This is a genomic window from Rothia nasimurium, from assembly GCF_035916755.1.
In the GTDB taxonomy this organism is placed as follows: Bacteria; Actinomycetota; Actinomycetes; order Actinomycetales; family Micrococcaceae; genus Rothia.
In genome coordinates this window covers 51,261-76,663 of the sequence record NZ_JAYWIX010000009.1, presented here as the reverse complement: position 1 = coordinate 76,663, position 25,403 = coordinate 51,261, and the positions used below count along the sequence as shown (strand labels likewise).

The following is a 25,403-nucleotide window of genomic DNA, read 5'->3' as shown; positions in this document are numbered from 1 at the left end:
CTGTGATAGCCAGCAACTTTCCATCCAAGGTGCAAATGACTTGGTGGTTGAATCCGGCTCGTTTGTGCTTTCCAGAGAAATTTGTTTTACCAAGTGAACGCCAATTCCACGTGGGTATCAGAGTCCCGTCAACTACTAAGGACCCGGGTGCTTTGAGGCTTTCTTTCAAAGGCTGAGTCAGCGGAGTGAGAATCTTCTCCAGGGCCTTTTCGATGGTGTTGATAGCTCGTGAGACTGTCGATTGAGAGACAGCAAAAAGTTCTGCGAGGAGTTCTTCGGTGAGGTTGTGGCGGTGGTAGAGCAGGGTGATTTTGAGGGCTTGGGTGAGGGTTAGCGCTGGTGGTCTTCCGCCTGGTTTTGACCAGGTGAGGTGATGGGTGAGGGCTGTGTGTAGCGTGGCGAATTGCGTGGCTGTGAGGCCGGTTGTACGCTGGTGTAGCAACGGTCTTGTCCGGTATGGCTTGAGGTTATTTATAGAGATTTAACGCTCATATTTTTGCCGCGGGTGGGGCCGTTGTCTAGTTGGTGGGTGTGGGGTGCGTGTCTACTTTTGAATAAGCCTCTATGTTTAATCTTGCTGAAAAGATGCAGCCAGATCTCATTGTTATTGCGAGCGCAACAGGTGGCTATGAGTATCAGCTCAACGAAGCTGGCCAGATTATTACCGATGCAACTCAAAAGTCAGAGAACTGGGAGCAAGCAACAGCTCAGACGCTCAAGCAACTTGCAAACTACACCAGCCATATCAGTGTGCTTGGTTCCCCTGCGCTTACTGGCGATCCACGAAGCTGTATGACTAAGACTGGGACAACAGCAGATTGCTCTGCTGAGCTACAAAGCTACCAACAGGAAAAGGAAACAGCAGAACAGCGTGCTGTAGATGCTGCCGAGCTCGGGGCAACTACTGTGACTCGTTTTGATGCACTTGCAGCAACCTGCGTCAACGGGACGTGCCCTGTAGTTATTGGGGAATATCTGACTCATACAGACCCCACTCATATCACTCAGGCATTTGCTGAAAGCCTGGCACCGCTTATCAAACCGGTACTCCAGCCATAAAAAAGAAGAGGGGCAGGAACTTTGAGTTCCTGCCCCTCGTTTTTATGCTCTGAACTTTACTTTGATCTAGCCTGGCGACGAACTGCAACTAATGCCATGCCACCTACAAAGAACAAGCTTGCCCCCACCATAGACAGAATGGTCAAACTATCCCCAACTCCAGTACGGGCCAAAGCAGGCTGGGCTGACTGCTGAACAGAACTCGATGGTGAAGCTGCAGCCTGCGATGAGCTTGCTTCACTCAACTGAGCAGTCTGCGATGCAGCATTTGCTTGCTCCACCCGAGGGCCCTGCATCGGCTGGCCATAGGTAGGTAGCGGACCTACAGACAACTGACTAGCTGCTAGCAAGGTAGGCTCTACAGGCGGTACAGAGGTGGGCGATGCCGCAACTGCAGTGGGCGCAACAGGAGCCACCACAGACTCGGTGACTTCAGGAAGAGCAGCCGCAGCATCAGTAACGACGGGAGCGGCGGTAGGCTCAGCTGTAGCTGCAGCTGATTCTGCCGGAGTAGGAGTCGCGGAAGGTTCCGCAGATGCTGTGGGAACAGCCGTAGGCTCAGCTGAAGCTGTAGGAACAGCTACTTCCGAGGTCTCCTCGGGGGTAGGGGCTACGGGTTCCGAGGAAGGCTCCGGAGTTTCCTCTGGAACGGGCGGGGCAACAACCCGATACGGAGCTACTAGACTATCTTGTGACCCGTCCGGGTAGGTGAGTAGTAGATACGCATAACTTGCCCAAGACCCGGTTGAAATAGGAGCATCCGTAGAAGCAACCACACGAATCTGCTGCCCGTCCTCGCTCAAACTAACAGACGAAATATCACTGTCAGAGTACTGCAGCGATAGAGCGGTACCAGCCGGTAAAGAGCCACCATTACCTGTGATTACTAAGTTATAACTAAAAGCCTCACCAGGAACGGTTTCTGCAACTGAAGCTTGTTCACGAGAAACAGAAATAAGGTCACTGTACTTTAAAAGATTCACAGTAAGATGAACTGCGCGCTCTACCCCGTCCTCACCCACGAAGCTCAGAGGAATCTTATGCTCGCCGCTAGATACCTCAAGGCCGGGGGCCAACACTACAGAACCATCGCTAGCTACAGAAACCCACGACGGGGTTTCAGTAGTCGCAGAGAAAACTCCCTGTGCCTTAGACCCGTTAGCGAAAGTAGGAGGGGCCAGCTCTAAACGGCCATTTGGTTCAACAGAAAGATTCTCTGGATACCACAGACCTTCTTGCCCGGCAGGCTCGGTAACAGTAATAGACCCGTCGTACTGCAACTGAACATTGTAGTTGCCGTAAGCAGTGACCCTATAGTCATAGCGTCCAGGGCGAGTACCCTCTGGTACAGTGCCAGAAATCCACCCAGAGTTCGAGACAGATAGCCAAGCGGGGTTTGAGCTTTCACCCATGTAGAAAGCTATCCCCGGCTCCCACGGAACCTGAAGATCAAACGAAGGGAACTCCTGCCCCCAAGAGAGCTGGGTCGTGGGGAAATAATTACCTGTAATGTGCGAGCTGTAGTAATCGTTGATGACCGTTATGGGCTGAGATAGGGTATCAACCGACCCATCGGGGTAGGTTACAAGAACGTTTACCGTATAGGTGCCCGGTTCTACATCATAGGTAGGCGAGGCAGATATGTCCCCGTAAGGGCCAATAAAAATCCAGCTTGGGGTGTCCGGGGAAGCTGAAAAGCGGGTTCCATCAGGGAGTTCCCCAGAATAATCTACGGGCGGGTAAAAAGTTCGCTGGTCAGGAACCACAACTAAGTAAGAATCGCTCTGATCATACTGGGGTGAATAAAGCGACGCCTGGGTCTGCGTTGCAGGAGTAACCTGTTGTGCGGTGGTCTCTGCGACAGCTTGGGGGAGAGCAACAATGGGGAGCGTTGCGACTCCGCACGATAGCAGAGCGGCCGCGATGCGAGTGTGGTGTTTCATAAAAACTAAAGGGCCTTCTGATAAAAATATGTTTCCTTAGTTATCTAATCAAAAAAAGACTAAATAATAAAATGCCCCTAATCCCTTCAGCTATTTTGTCTAAAAAATATAGTCATATTTTGTGATGGTAAAGCGTTTTCCCCAGATTCTAAACTGAAAAATCTGGCATACTAAACAGGTATCCCAGAACAGCAGAAAGCAGGCCCATGCCCGTCCTTCTACCCCTTGAAACCGCTGACCTCACCGACGAGCTCAACTACCGCACCGGCCGTCTCATCTACGCCGGTGGGGGAGGCAACGAAGTGCGCCGCTCCGTGCTGCCGGGCGGCGTCCGCGTCATCACCGAACGTATGCCTTCCCAGCGCAGCGTCTCCATCGGTTTCTGGGTAGGGGTAGGCTCCCGCGACGAACAGCCCGGCATGCTGGGTTCCACCCACTTCCTCGAACATCTGCTCTTCAAAGGCACTGAAAACCGCACCGCCCTCGATATCGCCCACGCTTTTGACCGGGTAGGCGGTGAATCAAACGCCCTCACCGCCAAAGAGCACACCTGCTACTACGCACGTGTGCTCGACGAAGACACCCCCATGGCTATCGACGTCATCGCCGACATGGTCACCGGCGCCAAGCTCGACCCTGCCCTGCTGGAACAGGAACGCGGCGTCATCCTCGAAGAAATCGCCATGGACCAGGATGACCCCACCGACGTCGCCTTCGAATCCTTCATCGAACAGCTCATGGGCAACAACCCGCTGGGCCGCCCTATCGGCGGCACCCCGCAGGAAATCACCGACGTTGCCCGCGATAAGGTCTGGGAACACTACAAAAAGTTCTACACCCCCGACCGCTTAGTCATTTCCGCAGCCGGTAGCCTCAACCACTCAGAAATCGTCAACCTGCTCCTTGACTCCCTAGCCAACCGCGGCTGGGACCTGACCGAAGGTGCCCTACCTGCCCCGCGCCGCGTCCGTCAGCAAAGCCAGATCATTCCCGGAGCCCGTGAAAAAACCCTCAGCAAGGGCTTTGAACAGACCAACATCGTGATGGGCTGCCCCGGCCTCATCGCCGGCGACGAGCGCCGCTACGCCATGAGCGTGCTCAACTCCGCCCTGGGCGGGGGAATGTCGTCCCGCCTCTTCCAGGAAATCCGCGAAAAGCGCGGCCTGGCCTACTCCACCTTCTCCTTTACCGGATCCTACTCAGACGCCGGCTACTTCGGTATGTACGCTGGCTGCCTCCCTGCCAAGGCAGAGCAGGTTACCGAGCTTATGCACTCTACCTTCGATGAATTTGTGCGCGACGGTATCACGCAGGAGGAACTTAAGAAGGTCGTTGGGCAGCTGGGTGGTTCCACCGTGCTGGGCAGTGAGGACGCCGGCTCCCGAATGAGCCGCCTGGGCCGGGCTGAGCTAGACTCGGGTAAGTTCCTCTCGATCGATGAGCTGCTCGATGGGGTTCGGTCAGTAACCGCCGAGGAAGTCAACGACCTGGTCCGCTACCTGGCCAGCCAGGAGTGGGTTACCACTATCGTCAAATAAACTTTAGGGAGGGCGCCTGCTTATCTGCGGGCGTCCTTCTTTTTTGCGCTCTCTACGGGCACCTTGCCGCTTTGTACCGTGCCCTGCCCACTTTCGGGGCTAAATATGGGCAGCACGTGGTACAAAGTGAGGGGAAAGCAGGGCAGGCGGACGGGGCCCCTCCCCGAAGCGAGTAAACGACAGTCGGTCAACCCCTGTGGATAGAAGGCGAAACAAAGCGTCTTCACTGCACCAAAAGAACGCCCCAAAGACCCCTGGCTAGGCACAAGATTCCTATCTGCTATCCACAATCCACCGAGTAGTAGAAAACCTCAGACACGGTGAGCCAAACTCACCCTATGCGAATCGCTGAACCTCTAACCTTCGTTTCCACCCGTGCCGAACTTGTAGCCGCCGGCCTATGCAACTCCACCATCACACGCAAAATGCACCGCGGCGAGCTCGTGCAATTACGCCCCGGCATATTCTGCCCAAGCTCTATCTATAACTCTCTGCGACCAGCTGAGCGATACCCCTACGCCATAGCTGCCTATGCAAAACAGAACCCTGATGCTATCTTCAGCCACAGGAGCGCTGCCTGGCTCCATGGCCTTAGCGTCATTGCTTCAGAGAACCTGGTCGATATTCTGGCTGGCTCGAATACTCGAGGCCGCGCTCAAGGAATCATCAAACATTACACTGTAAAACCTTCTGTTCCCATCGCATACATATCAGGAACAGTGCGAGCAACTAGCCTGCTACAGACACTCGATGACTGTGCGAGATACCTGGAGCTGAGCGAATCGGTGTGCATTATCAACTCGGCTTTGAACCGGCAACTTACAACGAGTGAAGCTGTAGAAGAGCGGCTGTATAGGCTCAAGGGCCGGGGAGCACGCCGAGCGCGGGCTACACTTCCGTATCTCAGTAGCCTGTGCGAAAGCCCTGGCGAAACTCTTCTATTGATCGCAATTATTGACGGTGGCCTACCGAGACCTGCACAGCAAGTAAATGTAGTGGTTGGAGGTAGGGTATATAGACCTGATTTTCTGTACGAGGATGAGAAGGTCATTGTTGAGTTTGACGGCCACATCAAATACACGGACTACGGGCCTACTGATCGGGCTGTTATGTCAGAGCGCAAGCGTGAGAAACAGCTGCAGAATCAGGGCTGGATTGTTCTTCGGTATAGCTGGGCGCAGGTGAGAAACCATCCGGAGCAGGTAGCCAGTGAAATTGCTGCAATGCTTGAACTGCGCAGAGGGGCGCCGCTCTAGCTACTTTGTACCGCGCCCTGCCCATATTTGGGGCTAAATCTGGGCAGCACGTGGTACAAAGTGAGGGGAGAAAAGCGGGCAAACGCGGGAAAGACGCCGAGAGCCGGGGAACAGCCCGTGACACGGCACAGACCTGACGGCCCGGCGCTGCAACGGCCTTATCCCGCCAGCGCCTTTGCCACCGCGTCCTTGACGGTCTGGGCGTAGACGGTCAGACCCTCGTTTTGCGGGTGCACGCCGTCGGAGACCAGGTACTCGGGGTGGCCCTTGGCAGCGGCCTGCCAGTCAGCGATGAAGACCATATCGGGGTTCTGCGCCGCGAACTCACGAATCACCTGGTTAGAGGGCTCAATCCAGGTCAGGTTGGCCGGGCCAACGCCGGTGACCAGCACAATCTTGCGCTCCCCGTTAGGCGACACCGAGGCCTTGAGCTGTTCTAGCTGGGCAACGGTAAAAGTAGAGTTGGCGGTTACCGACAGCACAAGTACCTCACGCATCTGCCCCGAATCTACTAGCTGCTCCACAACGGGCAGGGCAGCTGCGCTGGTGCGGGAAACTTCCGCATTGACCAGGGCCTGGGGCATAGCCTCACCCAGGGCAATCGAGGAGGCCAGCGTGACCGAGTCACCCACAATCGTCACCTGGGAACCATCAACAGCGGCAGACGGCACGGTAGATGAACTAGGGGAGGGGCTGGTGCTTTCCGTCGGTTCAGCTGAGGCGCTGGGGCTGGCAGAAGAGCTGGGAGCAGGTGAGTCCGCGGTCGGCTGCGGCGCCGGTGCGGACGCCTGCGCGTAGTTGGCACCGGCTGCCACCACGGCTTCAGCCTGGGTCATGGCAGGTGCGGTACGCACCGCAAAAACGGTGGCAATGAGGGTTACACCGGCGAGGACGGCTGCGCCCACCGGCAGGGCCCGGCCAGCGGGTGCCACCATGGCTGAGAACCAGGCTGATAGTGCCCCGCGGAAACCCAGATGACGAACAGGCTGTTCCACATACATATACGACAGCCCCGCAACGATGAGGGTTAAGAACAGCACGCCGACGTTCACCCAGGGGGAGCGGGCCGCGCCAAAGGTATAGTGGGCCAGCACCATCAGGGGCCAGTGCCAGAGGTATATGCCGTAGGAGCGCTGGCCGATCCAGCGCAGGGGAGCTAGGGACAGCAGACCCCGAAAGAGCCCGGAGGTGCCGCCGCGGACGTCCGGAAGCAGGGCCTGAATAATGCCCATACCCAAAAGAGAACCCACCAGCAGGCCCCAGGGCATGAGCCAGGAGCTGTGGTCTGAAAGGGTGAGCGCAAAGGGAATGACGGCGACCAGGCTCACCCAACCGACTAGCTGGCGCACCCAGCCCCAGATACCGTTGCCGTAGCCGACCAGGGGGTAGAGGCGGTCATCAACGGGCGGGTACATGGACCAGGGAATCATCATGGCTAGCAGGACGCCCAGCATCAGGCCGTAAAGGTGGGTATCGGTGCCGTAGTAGAGGCGGGTGGTGGAAGCCCCCAGTAGCCCCAGCAGGACCGCAGCCAGTAGCGAGAGGGCACCCAAAACGCCAGGAACAAGAGCCCGCTGCCACCACTTGGCCGTAAACATAAAGACAAAGACCATCACCACAGGCCAGAACAGGTAGAACTGCTCTTCAACCGCCAGCGACCAGAAATTGGTCATAAGCTCAGGGGAGGTCTGGGTGAAATAGTCGTTACCGGCCCAGATCAGCAGCCAGTTCGACGAGTAGGTAAAAGCACCGAGAATCTGACGGCCCAGGCCGACCTGGGCATCACCGCCCACGAGCAGGGCCAAAGAACCTACCACCAGGGTCAGCAGGGCAAAAGCCGGCACCAGGCGGCGCAGACGTCGCACCCAGAAAGAAACAATATCCATCTTGCCGGTGTAGGCACCCTCACGCAGTAGCAGGGCAGTGATCAGATAACCCGAGATAACGAAGAAAATATCAACGCCAATCATGCCCCCGGGCAGGTACTGGGGCCAGAAGTGGTACACCAGCACCAGTAGCACCGCGATAGCGCGTACGCCGTCGAGACCGCGCAGGACAAAGCGTCGCTGCCCCTCGTGGGGGTGCACGGCAGAGTAAAAAACGTGATCGTCTTTCATAGTTCCCTTGGGTTGGTGAGCTGGGGTGCAGGCGCACCTTTCTAGTGTAAGAGCTGGCAGGCTTTTCTTGTGTCGCACCCGCCGGGTCTTTTAGCACTCAGCGGGCTGAAAGCGGTTTCGGATGCTGAAATGCCCCCGCCTACTTTCGGGTATTGGCGCAGGTGAAAGGACGCTTGGGTGCGGCAGAGCGTGCAGCGAGGCTACCCCGTTCGCTAGAGTAGTGTGATGTGGCTTGTTTGATGCGATACCTGCGCCAGCCGGTGCTGTGCGCGTGAGCGAGTACCGCCAGGTGCCGCCCGGCACCCAAGCTAACGACTATCTAAGGGGTATATAGAGGCATGAGCAAGATTTGGAAGGTCGCTGTTGTAGGCGCTGCCGGTCGTATGGGGTCAGAGGCAGTGAAAGCCGTCAACACCGCAGAAGACATGGACCTGGTAGCCGCCCTGGGTAACGGGGACTCCCTGGACCTACTGGTTGAATACGGCGCCGACGTCATGATCGATCTGACCGTCCCCTCCGCCACCGAGGCAAACGTACGCTTCGCCGTTGAGCACGGCATCCACGCGGTGGTTGGCACCACCGGCTGGAATGAAGAGCGTCTTGCGTCCCTTGAAGCCCTACTCGCCGAGCACCCTCAGGTGGGTGTGCTGATTGCCCCCAATTTCGCTATCGGTTCTATCCTGGCCACCGAGTTTGCAGCTAAGGCTGCTAAGTTCTTTGAATCGGTTGAGGTCATCGAGATGCACCACCCCAACAAGGTGGATGCCCCCTCAGGTACCGCCGTCCACACCGCCCACAAAATTGCAGCAGCCCGCGCCGAAGCCGGCGTGCCCGCCTCACCCGACGCTACCGAAACCGATGAGGGCGGATCCCGCGGCGCCAAGGTCGCCGGCGTCAACGTGCACGCCGTCCGACTGCGCGGCCTGACCGCCCACCAGGAAATCCTGCTGGGCGACGCCGGTCAGCAGCTGGTCATCCGCCACGACTCCTTTGACCGCACCAGCTTCATGCCCGGCGTCCTGCTCGGCGTCCGCCAGGTCGAACAGCACCCCGGCCTCACCGTGGGCCTTGACCGCTACCTCAACCTGGACTAGCCAATGACCTCGCTGCGCGCCTTTACCGCAGGGGCAATCACCCTGGCCGTCCTCACCGTGCTCATCCTGCCCCTGCCGCTAGGAACCCGCCTCTTCTTGCTCGCGGTCGGTGTTTTCTGCGCGGTGTTTATCGCGGTGGACGCCGGTGGGCGGGGGCGCGCCTTCGCCGCCCTCGTCACGGTGGCCCTGAGCCTCTACCTAGTGCTGACCGTTCAGAGGGGCTTCATCTTCCTGCAGAATGCCGGAACCCTGGGCACACTGTTGGGCGGGGCTCTCATCGTGCTGCCCGTCCTGGGTACCTGGGCCATGGTCCGCGAAATTATCTTCGGCTCACGCACCCAGGCGCTCGGCCAAGAACTCGCCGCAACCGGGGAACTGCCCGAGGACACCCTGCCCCGCGCCGAATCAGGACGCATAGACCGCGCAGCAGCCGACGCCCAATTCACCCGCTACGCCACAGCCACCGAGCAGGACCCCGCCAGCTGGAAAAACTGGTTCCGCCTCTCACTGGCCTACGATGCCTCCGGCGACCGAAAACGCGCCCGCAAAGCCATGCGCAACGCCATAGCCCTGTACCGCGGCAAAACCCCGACCCAACTCTCCGTCTAGAAGTTGCCCGCAGGCATCCGTCTCGCCCAGCAACCTAGCTTTAAGCAATCTCACCCCACCCCGCCTAGCCAGATAAGGTAACGTAGTAGATATGTCTGAGACCGTACAGAACACAACGACCGCAGCAGAACCCATCTTCGGGCGCCTGCTCACCGCCATGGTCACCCCCTTCACCGCACAGGGAGAAGTTGACGAGCAGGCAACCGCCGCGCTCGCCACCAACCTGGTGGACCGCGGCCACGACGGTCTCATCGTCTGCGGCACCACCGGCGAATACTCCACCATGACCGATGAGGAAAACGAAAAGGTCTTCCGCATCGTCAAGGAAGCCGTGGGCGACCGCGCCAAAATTGTAGCTGGTGTAGGCTCCAACGACACTGCCCACACCCTGCACCTGGCCTCCCGCGCCGAAGCCGTAGGTGTGGATGGCCTGCTTGTAGTCACCCCCTACTACAACAAGCCCACCCAGACCGGCTTGGAAGCCCACTTCCGCACCGTAGCTGACGCCGTCAAAACCCCCGTCATGCTCTACGACATCCCCGGTCGCGCAGGCATCCCCATCACCCCCGCTGTCTACCGTGCCCTGGCAGACCACGAAAACATCGTGGCAGTCAAGGACGCCAAGGCAGACTTCACCGCAGCTACCGAGGTTATGGAAACCACCGACCTCGATTACTACTCAGGCGATGACGGCCTCACCCTGCCCTGGCTCGCCATGGGCGCAGTCGGTCTTGTAGGCGTCACCTCCCACGTAGCCCCCGAACACTTCCGCCAGCTCATCGACGCAACGGTAGCCGGCGACCTGGCAACCGCCCAGAAACTGCACCTCGACCTGGCCCCGGTCGTCCGCGCCGCTATGGGCCGCGTACCCGGCTGCGTCGCCGCCAAGCAGATTCTCACCTGGCAGGGCATCCTCGACTCAGCCACCGTGCGCCTGCCGCACGTGCTTGCAACCGACGAAGAAGCCGCCCTCATGCGCTCCGACCTCGAAGGCTCCATCATCGCCTCAACCCTGGTCAAGTAAAAACGTACTGCGGGTACCCGGCGGGCCCACCCAAAATCACGGCGATTTTGGGTGGCCCGCTTTGCCCGTATTCAGAAAAGAAAAACGAACGAAAGAGAAACTATGCAAACAGTTAAAAGCCCGCACCTACCTCCCAAACTGAAAAAAGATACCCTGCGCGTTGTGCCCCTGGGCGGCCTGGGCGAAGTCGGTCGTAACATGACCGTCTACGAGATCAACGGCAAACTGCTCGTTGTCGACTGTGGCGTGCTCTTCCCCGAAGAGTCCCAGCCCGGCGTTGACCTCATTCTGCCCGACCTCAACTACATCAAGGACCGCCTGCAGGACATCGTGGCCATCGTGCTGACCCACGGCCACGAAGACCACATCGGCGCCGTACCCTACCTGCTGCGTCTGCGCCCCGATATTCCCCTGGTTGGCTCCCAGCTGACCTTGGCCCTGGTCGAGGCCAAGCTACAGGAACACCGCATCAAGCCTTACAGCATGGACGTCGTTGAGAGCCAGGTCGAGCGTTTCGGCCCCTTCGAATGCGAATTCGTAGCTGTTAACCACTCCATTCCCGATGCTCTGGCAGTTTTCATCCGCACCAAGGCTGGCAAGGTTCTGCACACCGGCGACTTCAAGATGGACCAGTTGCCCCTCGACGGCCGCATCACCGACCTGCGTCACTTCGCCCGCTTGGGCGAAGAGGGCATTGACCTTTTCCTGCCCGACTCAACCAACGCTGAGGTTCCCGGCTTCACCCCGACCGAAAAGAACATCGGCCCGGTGATTTCCAACGTCATGCGTGACGCCAAGCGCCGCGTCATCGTTGCCTCCTTCTCATCCCATGTGCACCGCGTACAGCAGGTGCTCGACGCCGCCGCCGAGCGCGGCCGCAAGGTCGTGCTGGTAGGCCGCTCCATGGTGCGCAACATGACCATCGCCGAGAAGCTGGGCTACCTGAACGTACCCGAAGGTATTCTGGTCGACCTCAAGAAGGTTGATGATTACCGACCCGAGCAAATCGTCATGATGTGCACCGGTTCCCAGGGTGAGCCCATGGCTGCCCTCTCCCGTATGGCTAACGGCGACCACAAGATTCAGGTCGAAAAGGGCGACACCATCATCCTCGCCTCATCCCTGATCCCCGGTAACGAAACCTCCGTCTACCGCGTGATTAACGGCCTGATGAAGCTGGGCGCCAACGTGGTCCACAAGGGCAACGCTAAGGTTCACGTCTCCGGCCACGCCGCCGCTGGCGAGCTGCTCTACTGCTACAACATCCTGCAGCCCAAGAACGTCATGCCTGTGCACGGCGAAGTTCGTCACCTGCTGGCCTCTGGCAAGCTCGCTATCGAAACCGGTATCAAGAGCGACCGCGTGCTGATCTGTGACTCCGGTACCGTGGTTGACCTGCGCGATGGCCGCGCCGATATCGTCGGTCAGGTACCCTGCGAATACGTCTACGTCGATGGTAAGTCTGTGGGCCACGTGACCGAGGACGACCTCAAGGACCGCCGCGTTCTAGGCGAAGAGGGCTTCGTTTCCATCGTGACCGTGGTCGACCGCGCCACCAAGCGCGTGGTTACCGGCCCCGATATCCATGCCCGAGGCATCGCCGAAGACGACTCCGTCTTCGACGACATCACCCCCAAGATCACCGCCGCCCTCGAGGACGCCCTGCACCGGGCCCCCGAGAAGGTGCACACCACCCACCAGCTGCAGCAGATCGTCCGCCGCACCATGGGTGCCTGGGTGGCCCGCCGCCTGCGCCGCAAGCCCATGATCGTGCCCGTGGTCATCGAGACCCACACCCCTGAGGCTGAGGGCAACTAGCAACCTCTGAGCATACCCGGCGGCAGTTTTACCTGCTGCCGGGTAAGCTATTTAAACGCATACCAACGTCAACCAGTATTGGGAAGAATGGCTCCGCGAAAGTCTGCATCGAGTAAACCAGCTCCCCGCTCTACGGGGAGCCGCTCCAAGACGTCCTCACGTCGCTCAACCTCCGCTCAAGGTCGAAGCCGTAAGACCACGTCAGCACCCCCTCAGGAGAGCAACGCCTTTGTGCGCGCCCTGGTGGGAGCCTGGCAGTCTCTGGCTTTTACCGTGGGCGGTGCCGTGCGCCGTATGGGCGAGCTCCGCACCGATATCGAACTGCATGAACGCCGTGACGGCGGGGCCCTGCTGGTGCTGGCTATTGGCCTGCTCACCGCGGGTGTGGAGTGGTGGGGCTGGCGGGCTAACCCCGCCAACCTCTCTTGGTATGAGTGGCCGCTACACCTGTGGCATATCGCCGTGGGCGGTCTCTTCGGTCAGGGCTCCCTACTGATTCCTATTCTCTGCCTGATTTTCGCTATCAGAATCTTCCGGCACCCGCTGCAGGTGCGCGCCAACAACCGTATCGCCATCGGTTTTACCATCATGACGGTTTCGGCTTCCATGATGGGCGCTAAGGTCGCCGGCTACCCCTCCTTCTCATCGAGCTTTGATGAATTTTGGGGCGGTGGCGGTACCGTGGGCGTGCTAATCGGTACCCCGGCAAGTCGTATCGTGGGCGGCGTGAATGTGCTCGAATGGCTTGTGATCGCTCTGGTCTTCCTTGCCGGTTTGCTGGTGGCAACCGATACGCCCCTGCGCCAAATCTGGCCCAAGGTCGTGCATATTTTCGGCCTGCTGCTGGGCGAAAAGCCCCACGGCTCTGTTGCCGACGCCGGGCGTCCTTCCCGTGCCTCCCGCACCCAGGACGATACCGAAACCCGCGTGCTGGATGGTGAACACGACCGCTCCTATCTCTATGAGGACGCCCCCGCCCCGGCTCCCCGCCGCCGTGGTGGCCTGCTGAACTGGCTGGGCTTTGGCCCCCGCGAAGAGAAGGACCGGAGGCTTGACCGCTACGAGGCGGACGAGGCCTACCAGACTGCTGTTATCGAGGACGGCTACGACGCCGAACCCGAAACTGCCCGCGTTGAGCAGGTTCCTGCTGCCCCCCGCCGTGCTGCCCAGAACGCGGCCCGCCCCGTAGAGGCCTTTGATGTTGAGGCCCCCCGCAAGCAGACCCGTAAAGAGAAGAAAGCGGCGGCTAAGGCTGCCAAGAAACAGGGCGAGCTTTTTGACCAGGGTCTGTGGGAGAGTGAGGACGAGCTCGCGGCCAGTTACGCCGAGCAGGAGCGTTCGGACGCCCCCGCCCAGCGCCTCGACCAGGCCCGCCAGGCTGCCGCGGATCACGGCTATAGCCCTGAACCGGTAGAAACAGACCGTGACGACTTCGAGCCCGAGACTGCTGCGCCTCAGCCTGTTAGCCGACCGGCTGCTGCTCCTGCAGCGGCGTCCGCCCCCGCATCAGCTCCTGCCGTGCCCCGCCCCGGCAAGGGGAGCGCTTCTGCCGCGTCCCTGGGTACTGCCCTGACCGGCGCGGCTGCTGCCGGTGCTGCTAGTGCAGGTGCTACGGGTGCAGCCGCCCCGGCGCGTCCTGCTGTCGAGCGTCCTGCCGCTGAACACGCGTCCGCCCGCCTGCAAAACAACACCGTGGCAGAACGAACCGAGCAGCCCCGTGGTGAGCTGGTGGTGGAGTCATCGACCGGCTCCTATACCCTGCCCACCGAGTCCATGCTCGAGGCCGGCCCGCCCGCCAAGGAAAGCTCCGAAGCTAACGAGCAGGTGGTCGATGCCTTGACTAACGTGCTCCAGCAGTTCAACGTGGATGCAGAAGTCACCGGCTTCTCCCGCGGCCCCACCGTCACCCGCTACGAGATTGAGCTGGGCCCCGGAACCAAGGTGGAGCGCGTCACTGCCCTGTCCAAGAACATTGCCTACGCTGTGGCGTCAGCCGACGTGCGTATTCTCTCGCCCATCCCGGGTAAGAGCGCTATCGGTATCGAAATCCCCAACACCGACCGCGAAATCGTGGTGCTGGGCGATGTGCTGCGCTCCGCCAAGGCCCACGCTACCGACCACCCCATGGTCATGGGCGTGGGTAAGGACGTCGAGGGCGGCTTCGTCATTGCTAACCTGGCTAAGATGCCCCACATGCTGGTGGCAGGTGCTACCGGTGCCGGTAAATCCTCGTTCGTGAACTCCATGATTACCTCAATCCTGATGCGCTCAACCCCCGATCAGGTGCGCCTAATTATGGTTGACCCTAAGCGCGTGGAGCTCACCGCCTACGAGGGGATTCCCCACCTGATTACCCCCATCATCACCAACCCTAAGAAGGCCGCAGAGGCCCTGCAGTGGGTTGTGCGAGAGATGGATGCCCGCTACGACGACCTTGCCCACTACGGCTACAAGCACGTGGACGACTTCAACAAGGCCGTCAAGGCTGGCAAGATTCAGCCGGAACCCGGCTCCAAGCGTCAGATCAAGGCCTACCCCTACCTGCTGGTGATCGTGGACGAGCTTGCCGACCTGATGATGGTTGCCCCGCGCGATGTGGAAGAGTCCATCGTGCGTATCACCCAGCTGGCGCGTGCTGCCGGTATCCACCTGGTGTTGGCAACCCAGCGTCCGTCCGTTGACGTGGTCACCGGCCTGATTAAGGCCAACGTGCCCTCCCGCATGGCCTTTGCGACCTCGTCAGTGACTGACTCCCGCGTGGTGCTCGACCAGCCCGGCGCCGAAAAGCTCATTGGCCAGGGTGACGCCCTCTTCCTGCCCATGGGCGCGTCGAAGCCTATGCGTGTGCAGGGCGCCTGGGTGGGCGAATCTGAGATTCACGAGGTCGTGGAGCACGTGAAGAAGCAGGCACCTGCGGTCTACCGCGACGATGTGATCGCCGCTGCCCCCTCTAAGAAGATTGACGACGACATCGGGGATGACCTGGACGACCTGCTGCGGGCAGCCGAGCTGGTGGTCAACACCCAGTTCGGTTCGACCTCTATGCTGCAGCGCAAGCTGCGTGTGGGCTTTGCTAAGGCGGGTCGCCTCATGGACCTGCTTGAATCCCGCGAAGTCGTTGGCCCCTCCGAAGGGTCGAAAGCCCGCGATGTGCTGGTCCAGCCCGATGACCTGCCTGCCGTCCTCGCTAAGATTCGCGGCGAGGAACCCCCGGCCCCTGTAGACAGCGACCCCTACGGTGGTGACCCTGTAGCCCAGATGAACGACGGGGTGCCGCAGGCTGTTGACTACTACGACGAGGCGGACGACCCCGACAGCGAAGACGCCTGGAACTTGACCGGCCGCTAGCCGGCCATCCCTGCCAGACCCAACCTACGGCGTCCGCCCCGCTTATCGAGAGCGGGCCGGAACCACCCTAAGGAGAACACCGTGGCCGACCAGACCGCAACCGCTTCTAACTGGAACATTCCGAATGCGCTGACCGCCCTGCGTATTGTGATGGTTCCCCTGTTCGTCTGGGCCCTCTGGGCCGGCGGGCCCCACGGCGAGGCTAACCTGAGCCTGCGCTGGTGGGCAGCCGCTGTGTTTGTGCTGGCCATGATTACCGACTGGCTCGATGGCTACCTGGCCCGCAAAAACAATCTGATTACCAGCTTCGGCAAGATTGCTGACCCCATCGCCGATAAGCTGCTCACCGGAGCGGCCTTCGTGGTGCTGTCCATGCTGGGGGAGCTGTGGTGGTGGGTCACCATCGTCATTCTGGTGCGTGAGTGGGGTATCACGGTGATGCGCCTGTTCATCATCAAGTACGGGGTCATGGCGGCCTCTAAGGGCGGTAAGCTCAAGACCGTGCTGCAGACGGTAGCTCTGGTGCTGATGATTCTGCCGCTGGGTCAGCTCGGTTCTTGGGCTCTGTGGCCCGGTTACCTGGTCATGGCTGCCGTGGTGGTCGTAACCGTGGTGACCGGTATCGACTATGTCGTCAAGGCCATGCAGCTGCGCCGCGACTACTTTGCTGCTCAGGGTAAGTAGGCTGAGATGGCAGAGGTAAAGGTACAGGAGCTTGAGCGCGCTGCCGCCCGCCTGGTTGCCGCTGCGGTAGCTCGCGCAGCCGATGCGGCGCAGAAGGGGGCGGACGCCGGTGCTCAGCTGGCAACGGCAGAATCACTGACGGGGGGTATGGTAGGCCAGCTCATCTGCACCGTTCCTGGGGCGTCTGCGGTGTACCGGGGCGGAGTTATCTCCTACGCTACCGAGGTCAAAGCATCTGTGCTGGGGGTATCTGCCGGTTTGCTCGCTGAGCGAGGGGCCGTAGACCCAGACGTTGCGATCGCCATGGCTCGGGGAACCGCTCGGGTCTGCGAAGCTGATTTCGGCGTAGCCACCACCGGAGCTGCCGGGCCCGATCCCTGCGACGGTAAACCGGTAGGGCGCGTCTACCTGGCCGTAGCCCACCCGGCCAGCGGGAGCGTCCGCGTGCTTGAAAGAAACTATGCAGGCAACCGGGCAGAAATTCGTGCCCAAGCCGCCCACGATGCCTTGAACCTGCTTGCAGAGTTTCTTGCTGAAGCCGCCAAGTGAGCTCCCAGAAAATTTTCAGATGAATTTTTCAGCTAACAGGGAATGAAAACACAGCCGCGTGGGTTTAGATAGATGTAACGAGAAAAAGTCGTAAGTAAACGAAATATTCTCGAGTTCAGCTGACGAAAGCGCCACAATGCGCTAGGCTGAAAACACCCGCTCCTGATATAACGGGAGCACGACAACCAGGAGATTGGTATAAAATGACTAAGCAGCCCGTATCCGTGAACGGTGTCGTCCGTTGGAAGGATGTGGGTCAGACTGAGAATGCTGCCCCCACCCAAGACACCGGCAAAGTAATTCTGCTCCGCCACGCAATTGGCGAAGTTCTGCGCGATGTTCGCCAGCGCCAGGGCCGCACCCTCCGCGAAGTTTCCCACTCGGCCCGAGTATCACTGGGCTACCTCAGCGAGGTCGAGCGCGGCCAGAAGGAAGCCTCATCAGAGCTGCTGGCTTCTATCTGCCAGGCACTGAATATCTCCCTCTCAGCTATGCTGGCTGAAGTTTCAGCTCGTATGGCTGTTGAAGAAGACTTCTCGGTACCCGATACCGTACCCGCTGAGTTCTCAGAACAGTTCAAGCGTGAATACGGTATCGCCGCAACCTCAAGCCGCGATATTCCCGCCGTCGAGCGCCCCCTGGCAGCTCGCTAGACAATTCGCTCTCTAGGTAACTAAGAGATGGAGCCGGGCCCCGCAAGGGCTCGGCTCTCTTTGTGTTCTGTGGTGTCTGTGTACTGTGGAGGAAGGAGGAAGATGAAGCTCAGCGAATTTTGGGCGGCGATGGATCATGAGTTTGGTTCGGTCTATGCCCGCCATTTGGCCCGTGATTTGGTGCCCGGGGAGTTCGGTGATTTGACGGCCCAGCAGGCCCTGGACGCCGGTGCCAACGTGCGCGAGGTATGGCTAGCTATTTGCCGGGTACAGGATGTTCCTGTAGAGCGGCAGCTGGGGCCTGACATTGAGCCGAGACCTTAGCGGTCTGGCATCTCTAGAAAACCGTTCGTACTTAATAGAAAATGTGTTCGAATTCCTGTAGGATTGTGAACAAACGACCGGCAGCCCGCGACACATAACCGGGTTATCCACAGATTTTCAAAATCTTCGCGCTGAACCCTTAAAGTGTCAGCCCTAGGTATTACCGTGGTAGCCAGAGAAGAACTCTCGTACCGCGATAAGAAATGAGGAACATACATGGCAGCGAAAACTCGCATGCAGTCAGTAGGTCAGGTACCCGCCGAAGGCCGTGAAAAGGCTCTTGAAGCCGTTCTTGCCCAGATCGATAAGAACTACGGTAAGGGCTCTGTCATGCGTCTGGGGGATCGTGAGGCTACCCAGGTTGAAACTATCTCAACAGGCGCTCTGGCTCTGGATGCCGCCCTCGGCATTGGCGGCCTGCCCCGCGGTCGCGTGGTAGAAATCTACGGCCCTGAATCTTCCGGTAAGACCACCGTCGCGCTCCACGCTGTGGCTAACGTGCAGAAGGCCGGCGGCATCGCAGCCTTCATCGATGCTGAACACGCCCTTGACCCGGTCTACGCAGCCAAGCTGGGCGTAGACACCGATGCCCTGCTGGTCTCCCAGCCCGATACCGGTGAACAGGCCCTGGAAATCATGGATATGCTGGTGGGCTCTGGCTCCATCGACATCATCGTGGTTGACTCCGTTGCCGCTCTGGTACCCCGCGCCGAAATTGAGGGCGAGATGGGCGACTCCCACGTGGGTCTGCAGGCCCGTCTGATGTCCCAGGCTCTGCGTAAGATTACTGGCCGCCTGTCTGCCACCAACACCACCGCTATCTTCATCAACCAGCTGCGTGAAAAGATCGGCGTTTTCTTCGGCTCACCCGAAACCACCACCGGTGGTAAGGCTCTGAAGTTCTATGCCTCGGTACGTATCGATATTCGCCGTATTGAGACCCTCAAGGACGGCGCTAACCCCATCGGTAACCGCACCCGCGCTAAGGTCGTCAAGAACAAGATGGCCCCGCCCTTCAAGCAGGCTGAATTCGATATTCTCTACGGTGAGGGTATCTCGGTTGAGGGCGGTATTCTTGACCTGGCTGTTGAGCACAACGTGGTCAAGAAGTCCGGCGCCTGGTTCACCTACGAGGGGGATCAGCTGGGCCAGGGTAAGGAAAACGTGCGACGCTTCCTCAAGGACAACCCTGAGCTGACCGAAGAGATCAAGTACAAGACCATGGTCAAGCTTGGCATCATTGAGGGTGAAGAGGAAGAGCTGGACGAGGTAGAGCCCAGCACCTCGGTTGATCCGCTCGATGATATCTCTGAGAACTTCTAAACTCATAACAGCGAGCTAGTAGCCGCCACTGCCGGGAAAAGACCCCGGTAGTGGCGGCTTTCGACATGACACGATGTAGGTAGTAGGAGGGGAACGTGAGCGCAGAAAACCCACGAGTCGAAGATTTTCTTGCCCCTGAGGAGTACCCGGCCTGGCACCCGGCGGCACAGGGCCTAGCCCAGGATCTGCCGGGGGAGTCTGGCACCTACGCCAGCACGCAACCCGCTACACCCTACACCGGTAAATCATCAGCCGCAGCGGGCAGTAGCCGTGACGGTGGGGAAGTAGCCGAGGCTGAGGAACCAGCCCGTCAGAGCAAATACACCCGCCGTCGCAACCCCAACCTCAAAAAAGGGTTCCGTAAGCCGCCCGCCAAATACGCCGCCCGCTCGCCCTTCGCACCCGCTATCGGGGCGGCGTCCGCCCCCGAGAATGAAGCTCCCCAGCGCAAGCGCTCGCAGCCTCTCTTCCGTGAAGGCTCAGCCCTGAACGAGCCGGTCACCGACGAAGAGATGCTGGTGCAGGGGATCACTCCTATGCCCGAGAAACGGGGCAGGGGCGGAAAAGAGCCGGAAAGCGAGTTCACGCGGGCTAAAAATATTGTGCTGAATCAGCTGGCTGCCTCGCCTAAGTCCCGGGCCATGCTAGAGAAAAAGCTGGTTGAGAAAGAAATCTCGGCGGAGGTTATTGAGGATATCCTGAACCGTTTTGAGGCGGTCAACCTGATTAACGACGCTGAGTTTGCCGATATGTATGTGCGCACTCGAATGAACGTGAAGAAGCTGTCGCGGTCGGCTATCCGGCGGGAGCTGAAAACCAAGGGGGTTGAGGGTGAGTTAGCTGAGCTTGCCCTGGAGCAGCGTACCGAGGAGGACGAGCGCGCCGACGCCCACGAGCTGGTGCGCAAAAAATTGCGGCCCTCAATGGACCTGGGGGACCGTGCTGAGAAAGAGAAGGTTATGCGCCGCCTGGTGGCTATGCTGGGCCGTAAGGGCTACCCGGCGGGTCTAGCTTTTAGCGTGGTGCGCGAGGAAATTGAGGCGTATGCAACCAAGATGGGCATGGTGTCAGAAGATAGCTACTCCTACTATGACTAAACAAATGGGGCGCACGGTACAGAGGTATGTACCGTGCGCCCCAGCCTAATACGATATGTGGGGGATTCAGGACCAGCCGTTGGGCAGTAGACCGAAAATAGCGGCAACCGAGTAGATAAAGGCAACCGTATAGGTCAAAATGAGAATCCCCTGGGCAATGGGGTGAGCTTGCCAGGTCGCTGTCCAGACAGGTTCTAGCTCGCCCTTTTTACGGGCGGCTCGAAGCATGAGCACCGGGAGGATAGACATAGCAGCACCGGCAAAGCCGCCGGCATATGACAGGGCAGAAACGAAACCACCTAGACCTGCAATAGAGATAGCCAGCGGGGGTAGAACGGTCAGGCCAACAGCGGCGATACGAAGCGGTCCGTGTTCTTCCCAGCGAGTGATATCAAGGATATTACGCATAGCGGTGTAGCCGATAGCTACAAAAGAGGTAAACATTGCCAGCAGGGCAAAGATGTTAGCCAGGTAGTAGGCAAAAGGCCCTAGAGCCTCACCCCAGGAGAGCGTGACAACCTCAGAGACGTTATCACCGAGCAGACCCAGCGCGACAAAGGGAACCAGAGCTAGGGTGAAACCGGTGGCTGACATGCCGCCAACGAGGGCGGTAGGGATGGCCTTGGGGTTGGTATCGCCAAGTCCGCGAACCAGCTCAGGAACAACGTACTGAGCCATAAAGGTGAAGACCGCGAGGTTCATAATTGGCACGATGAAGAAGGGGTGCAACTCAACCAGGTTGGAGAGAGTGATGCCGGGGCCAAGAATTGTCCAGAGTGAGAGGGCAAGAATAATCGCTGCCATGCCTGTGGTAATAAGCCCTTCGACAAGACCGGTGGCGTGCAGACCCTTGAACATGATGAAGGATCCAAGCGCGAAGAAAAGTAGGGTTCCAGCGAGCTGCGGTAGACCGGTGAGGTTGTTGAGCAGGGAGCCTGAGCCTGCGGCGTAGGCTATGAGTGCGCCGATAGAGTTGACCATGATAGCAGCGAAGATCACCCAGCGGCCGGCCTGACCCAGGTATTTTTCTGCTAGGCCTGAGAGCTGTAGTGGTTCTTTGGTGCGCTGAGAAACCTCGGCGATGTACATCATAGAGAAGGTGGTCAGCAGACCAGCGATGGTGAGGGCAATGGCGAGCGCCAGGAAACCACCGTTTCGGGCGGCGTAGGGCAGGCTGAGAATGCCCGCGCCAATATTGGTACCAAAGATGAGGGCGATGCCTTGCAGAATACTGAGGGTTGGGGCGGGGTGCTGATAGGTGACTGACCCTGACGGAGCGGATGAGGGCATGGAGATCCTTAGGGTAGGGGTAGAGGAAAGGTGCATACAGTGTGAGGTACTGAAGGATATAGTACTCTTGGCGGGGCAAAGAAGAGCTATTGTGACTGCATATGCCCGACAGCTTGTTCCGTTAAGATTGCTTGGAGGGCGAGAACCGCCGAAGCCACTTGCTGATCGCGATCAAAAGCTACCTGGGGCTGGGGGGAGACTCGCTCGTAGAATTCTTGGGTTTTTGTGCGCCAGATCAGACTGCTTATTACTGCTTGCGGTAGTGGTCCATCTGGCCAGGACGGAAATCCCAGCAGGAGCTCAGCGACCGGTAGCGCCCAGTGGTGCCAGCAGGTACCCTCAGCGTCGATACCGCGAATCCCCGGCCCAGGGGCCGCCTGCTGAAGCAGGTTAGCCGGAGAAAAATCGCCGGACGACAGCACCCTCTCGCTCGGTGCCGGGTAGATAATGCCCTCCACAGCCTGCTCCATCTGCGTAAACTCAACCGACCCCACCGGCACACCTTCTCTCTCGGCCAACAGGCGCAGGCCCTTGAAGGCAAGCTGGGGTGAGGGTAAGGATCCCGGTACGGACGCCCGCGCATCAGCGCTCGCAAGCTCAGCGGCAAAAAATGCCTGGGAGGCAGCCTGCGCGGGGGAGCCCAGAATACTAGCCCAGGTATCTACCCAAGCGTCCAGGGCCTGCCGGGGTGCGGCGTCCGCCCCGGCAGAGAGCAGGAGGTCGCCCAGGCTGACTGTAGGGTTGCTGCTGGCGACGTCCTCAAGAATCAAGAGCCTGGCCGTGTCGTCGGATGCCAGCAGGCGGGGGTAAAGCCCCGGTGCAACCTGATCCAGGGCAGCAAGGCCGTGCTTTTCGCGAAGGTAGCCAAAACCGCCAGAGTTACGGGCTGAGTCTTTGCGGCGAAAATACTTGAGCACACAGCTCACCCCGCGATGATCTCGCACCCGAACCACCACCGACCGCATCCCGCTCGACAGAATCTGGGCATCAGCAACCTGAGCGCCGGTTAGTTCCACCGACCGCTCTAAAAGCCCAGCCAGCAGACGCAAAAAAGCGGGGGAATCTACGGGCTGCTCCACCGCGCTAGGGGAGTAGGTGCTTGCAGCCTGAGCGGCACGTGATGCAAAGAATGAGGGAGAAGGGCGAACCGACATAGAGCCCAGAATAGCAACCTAGTAGACTGTACGGGTGAGTATTGACGTGAACACCGACAAGCCCGTGGCAGCACCCAAGACCCGCACCTACGAGGTGCGTACCTTCGGCTGCCAGATGAACGTACACGATTCAGAGCGCATGAGCGGCCTGCTCGAAGCATCAGGCTACGTGCCCGCAGAAGAGGGAACCACCCCCGACCTGGTCGTTTTTAACACCTGTGCCGTACGCGAAAACGCCGATAACAAGCTCTACGGTAACCTGGGGCAGCTCGCCCCGGTCAAGCGTGAGAACGAAGGCATGCAGATCGCTGTGGGTGGCTGCCTGGCGCAGAAAGACCAGGACGTCATTCTGAAGAAGGCCCCCTGGGTCGACGTGGTGTTCGGTACCCACAACATCGGCTCCCTGCCCACTCTGCTCGAGCGCGCCCGTCATAACAACGAGGCCCAGGCTGAGCTGTTAGAAGCCCTAGAGGTATTCCCCTCCACCCTGCCGACCAAGCGCGACCACGTGTACTCCGGCTGGGTCTCTATTTCGGTGGGCTGCAACAACACCTGTACCTTCTGCATCGTGCCCTCTCTGCGCGGTAAGGAAGAAGACCGCCGCCCCGGTGAAATCCTGGCAGAAGTGCAGGCCCTAGTTGACGACGGCGCCATCGAAGTGACTCTGCTGGGCCAGAACGTCAACTCCTACGGTGTGGGCTTTGGCGACCGCCAGGCATTCTCGAAGCTGCTGCGCGCCTGCGGCGAGATTGAGGGCCTAGAGCGCGTCCGCTTTACCTCCCCCCACCCGGCCATGTTCACCGACGACGTCATCGATGCTATGGCCGAAACCCCCAACGTCATGCCCGTGCTGCACATGCCCCTGCAGTCCGGCTCTGACAAGGTGCTCAAGGACATGAAGCGTTCCTACCGCTCCAAGAAGTTCCTGGGCATCCTGGAGAAGGTGCGCGAGCGCATCCCCGATGCCGTCATCACCACCGACATTATCGTGGGCTTCCCCGGCGAAACCGAAGAGGACTTCCAGGAGACCCTGCGGGTGGTTGAGGAGTCCCGTTTCTCGTCCGCTTTTACCTTCCAGTATTCAATTCGCCCCGGCACTCCGGCAGCGACCATGCCCAACCAGGTGCCCAAGGCTGTGGTGCAGGAACGCTACGAGCGCCTGATCGCCCTACAGGACCGCATTGCCGGTGAAGAAAACCGTAAGCAGCTGGGTAAGACCGTTGAGCTGATGGTTACCGCAGAGTCAGGGCGCAAGGCCGAAGAAACCGGCCGACTGTCGGGCCGCGCCCGCGACCAGCGCCTGGTGCACTTCACCGTGCCCGAAGGCTGCGAGGTGCCCCGCCCCGGTGATCTGGTGACCCTGCCCATCACCGAGGCCGGTTCCTTCCACCTGATTTCTGACCCCACCGCTGACCAGTACTCGGTGCGCCGCTCCCGCGCGGGTGACGCCTGGGACCGTGCCCAGGCCGACTCCTGCGGCACCGGTACCACCCAGGTGCCCGGCACCCCGGTTTCCCTGGGCTTCCCCACCTTTAAGCCCGCCCTCTAACCCATGACAGAGAAGGACGCCGCCAGCAGCTCCCTGCCGATTATCGCCGTGGTGGGCCCCACCGGCTCGGGTAAAAGCGCCCTCGCTATCGAGCTGGCACGGGCTTTGGGCGGGGAGTGTGTCAACGCCGATTCCATGCAGTTCTACCGGGGTATGGATATCGGCACCGCCAAGGTTACTGCCGAAGAAATGCAGGGGGTTCCCCACCACCTGCTCGACACCCTCGAGGTTACTGAAGAAGCCTCGGTGGCAACCTTCCAGGCTCAGGCTAGGGCTACCTTCGATGAGATCCGCGCTCGCGGGAACTACCCGATTCTGGTCGGTGGCTCCGGCCTGTATGTGCGTGCTGCCCTGGACGTTTTGGAATTTCCCGAAACCGACCCTGCCGTGCGCTCCCGTCTAGAAGCCGAGCTGGCGGCGTCCGGCCCCGGCCCCCTGCTTCAGCGCCTGCGCACGGTTGACCCCGAATCTGCCGAGCGGGTCAAGGACGACCGCCGCCTGGTTCGTGCTCTTGAGGTCTTTGAGGTGACCGGCCGCCCCTTCTCGTCCTTTATGCCCACCCGCACCTACCACCAGCCTGCCCTTCAAATTGGTCTCAACGGCGACCGAGCCCAGCTGCACCAGCGGCTGCGCCAGAGGGTAGTTGCCATGGAAGAAGCCGGCCTGCTGGCCGAGGTAGAAGCCCTCGAAGCCAGGGGCCTGCGCCGGGGCAAAACCGCCCCGGCAGCCATCGGCTACCGGGAATTTCTCAAGGTTCTGGACGCCGCCCGCGGCTTGCTGCCCGCCGGTGAGGAATATTCTGTCGCCCAGGCAGTTGACGATACCGTCACCGCCACCCGCCAGTTCGCCCGCCGCCAGCTCACCTGGTTCAGGGCAGATCACCGGGTGCACTGGCTCGACTGGTCCAGCTCCACCCTGCTCGAAGAAGCCCTGGCCCTCGTCAAGGGCAACCAGGCACTAGACTAAGTAAGAAA

The 25,403-nt window shown here is 59.8% G+C and carries 21 protein-coding genes; 16 read left to right on the top strand and 5 right to left on the bottom strand.

All coding sequences use genetic code 11. The features are described from left to right. The coding region (locus VSX42_RS10620; RefSeq protein ID WP_326504246.1) for a transposase family protein at nt 1-442 on the bottom strand (442 nt) is incomplete at its 3' end. A 122-nt stretch (nt 443-564) separates the two neighbouring features. Here VSX42_RS10620 and VSX42_RS10615 point away from each other — a divergent pair. After that, nucleotides 565-1,059: an SGNH hydrolase domain-containing protein gene (locus VSX42_RS10615; RefSeq protein WP_326504245.1), complete on the top strand. Its 495-nt coding sequence runs from the start codon at nt 565-567 to the stop codon at nt 1,057-1,059. A 56-nt stretch (nt 1,060-1,115) separates the two neighbouring features. Here the strand turns inward: VSX42_RS10615 and VSX42_RS10610 are convergent, their stop codons facing one another. Then, complete coding sequence (locus VSX42_RS10610) at nt 1,116-3,002, bottom strand: Rib/alpha-like domain-containing protein (RefSeq protein ID WP_326504244.1); 1,887 nt, start codon at nt 3,000-3,002, stop codon at nt 1,116-1,118. 206 nt (nt 3,003-3,208) lie between these two features. On the opposite strand from VSX42_RS10610, the gene VSX42_RS10605 reads away from it, so the two are divergent. Both VSX42_RS10605 and VSX42_RS10600 read left to right on the top strand, forming a co-directional pair. Then, the gene (locus VSX42_RS10605; protein WP_326504243.1) at nt 3,209-4,540 is read left to right on the top strand and encodes a pitrilysin family protein; all 1,332 of its coding nucleotides are present in this window, start codon (nt 3,209-3,211) and stop codon (nt 4,538-4,540) included. Nucleotides 4,541-4,878: 338 nt separating this feature from the next. Further along, nucleotides 4,879-5,796, top strand: coding sequence for a DUF559 domain-containing protein (locus VSX42_RS10600; RefSeq protein ID WP_326504242.1), 918 nt, complete (start codon nt 4,879-4,881; stop codon nt 5,794-5,796). 158 nt (nt 5,797-5,954) lie between these two features. Here the strand turns inward: VSX42_RS10600 and VSX42_RS10595 are convergent, their stop codons facing one another. Then, a complete protein-coding gene (locus VSX42_RS10595) occupies nt 5,955-7,913 on the bottom strand; it encodes an acyltransferase family protein (RefSeq protein ID WP_326504241.1) in 1,959 nt (652 codons plus the stop codon). Between the two features lie 338 nt (nt 7,914-8,251). Between VSX42_RS10595 and dapB the strand changes: the two genes are divergently transcribed. The 11 genes from dapB (at nt 8,252) to VSX42_RS10540 (ending at nt 20,436) form a co-directional block, all read left to right on the top strand. After that, nucleotides 8,252-9,007 carry a 4-hydroxy-tetrahydrodipicolinate reductase gene (gene dapB / locus VSX42_RS10590; RefSeq protein WP_237209447.1) on the top strand — a complete coding sequence of 252 codons (756 nt, stop codon included), beginning with the start codon at nt 8,252-8,254 and terminating at the stop codon, nt 9,005-9,007. A 3-nt stretch (nt 9,008-9,010) separates the two neighbouring features. Beyond that, entirely contained in the window at nt 9,011-9,616 is a 606-nt protein-coding gene (locus VSX42_RS10585) for a hypothetical protein (protein ID WP_326504240.1), read from the top strand. Between the two features lie 91 nt (nt 9,617-9,707). After that, nucleotides 9,708-10,640, top strand: a complete 933-nt coding sequence (dapA, locus tag VSX42_RS10580) for a 4-hydroxy-tetrahydrodipicolinate synthase (protein WP_326504239.1) — start codon at nt 9,708-9,710, stop codon at nt 10,638-10,640. 102 nt (nt 10,641-10,742) lie between these two features. Next, nucleotides 10,743-12,458, top strand: a complete 1,716-nt coding sequence (locus VSX42_RS10575; RefSeq protein ID WP_326504238.1) for a ribonuclease J — start codon at nt 10,743-10,745, stop codon at nt 12,456-12,458. 87 nt (nt 12,459-12,545) lie between these two features. Next, nucleotides 12,546-15,806: an FtsK/SpoIIIE family DNA translocase gene (locus tag VSX42_RS10570; RefSeq protein ID WP_326504237.1), complete on the top strand. Its 3,261-nt coding sequence runs from the start codon at nt 12,546-12,548 to the stop codon at nt 15,804-15,806. Between the two features lie 81 nt (nt 15,807-15,887). Beyond that, a complete protein-coding gene (gene pgsA / locus VSX42_RS10565) occupies nt 15,888-16,490 on the top strand; it encodes a CDP-diacylglycerol--glycerol-3-phosphate 3-phosphatidyltransferase (protein ID WP_185173271.1) in 603 nt (200 codons plus the stop codon). A gap of 6 nt (nt 16,491-16,496) precedes the next feature. Further along, a complete protein-coding gene (locus tag VSX42_RS10560; RefSeq protein ID WP_326504236.1) occupies nt 16,497-17,039 on the top strand; it encodes a CinA family protein in 543 nt (180 codons plus the stop codon). A 203-nt stretch (nt 17,040-17,242) separates the two neighbouring features. Continuing rightward, entirely contained in the window at nt 17,243-17,692 is a 450-nt protein-coding gene (locus tag VSX42_RS10555; protein WP_326504235.1) for a helix-turn-helix transcriptional regulator, read from the top strand. Between the two features lie 102 nt (nt 17,693-17,794). Then, nucleotides 17,795-18,016, top strand: a complete 222-nt coding sequence (locus VSX42_RS10550; RefSeq protein ID WP_326504234.1) for a DUF3046 domain-containing protein — start codon at nt 17,795-17,797, stop codon at nt 18,014-18,016. 216 nt (nt 18,017-18,232) lie between these two features. Then, a complete protein-coding gene (gene recA / locus VSX42_RS10545; RefSeq protein WP_326504233.1) occupies nt 18,233-19,339 on the top strand; it encodes a recombinase RecA in 1,107 nt (368 codons plus the stop codon). Nucleotides 19,340-19,434: 95 nt separating this feature from the next. Continuing rightward, the gene (locus tag VSX42_RS10540; protein ID WP_326504232.1) at nt 19,435-20,436 is read left to right on the top strand and encodes a regulatory protein RecX; all 1,002 of its coding nucleotides are present in this window, start codon (nt 19,435-19,437) and stop codon (nt 20,434-20,436) included. A 66-nt stretch (nt 20,437-20,502) separates the two neighbouring features. Here the strand turns inward: VSX42_RS10540 and VSX42_RS10535 are convergent, their stop codons facing one another. Next, nucleotides 20,503-21,726: an amino acid permease gene (locus tag VSX42_RS10535; RefSeq protein WP_326504231.1), complete on the bottom strand. Its 1,224-nt coding sequence runs from the start codon at nt 21,724-21,726 to the stop codon at nt 20,503-20,505. A gap of 86 nt (nt 21,727-21,812) precedes the next feature. Continuing rightward, nucleotides 21,813-22,880, bottom strand: coding sequence for a hypothetical protein (locus VSX42_RS10530; protein WP_326504230.1), 1,068 nt, complete (start codon nt 22,878-22,880; stop codon nt 21,813-21,815). A 34-nt stretch (nt 22,881-22,914) separates the two neighbouring features. Here VSX42_RS10530 and miaB point away from each other — a divergent pair, with 34 nt between their 5' ends. Then, entirely contained in the window at nt 22,915-24,429 is a 1,515-nt protein-coding gene (miaB, locus tag VSX42_RS10525) for a tRNA (N6-isopentenyl adenosine(37)-C2)-methylthiotransferase MiaB (RefSeq protein WP_185173265.1), read from the top strand. Nucleotides 24,430-24,432: 3 nt separating this feature from the next. Continuing rightward, nucleotides 24,433-25,395 carry a tRNA (adenosine(37)-N6)-dimethylallyltransferase MiaA gene (gene miaA, locus VSX42_RS10520; protein ID WP_326504229.1) on the top strand — a complete coding sequence of 321 codons (963 nt, stop codon included), beginning with the start codon at nt 24,433-24,435 and terminating at the stop codon, nt 25,393-25,395. Nucleotides 25,396-25,403 lie beyond the last annotated feature (8 nt).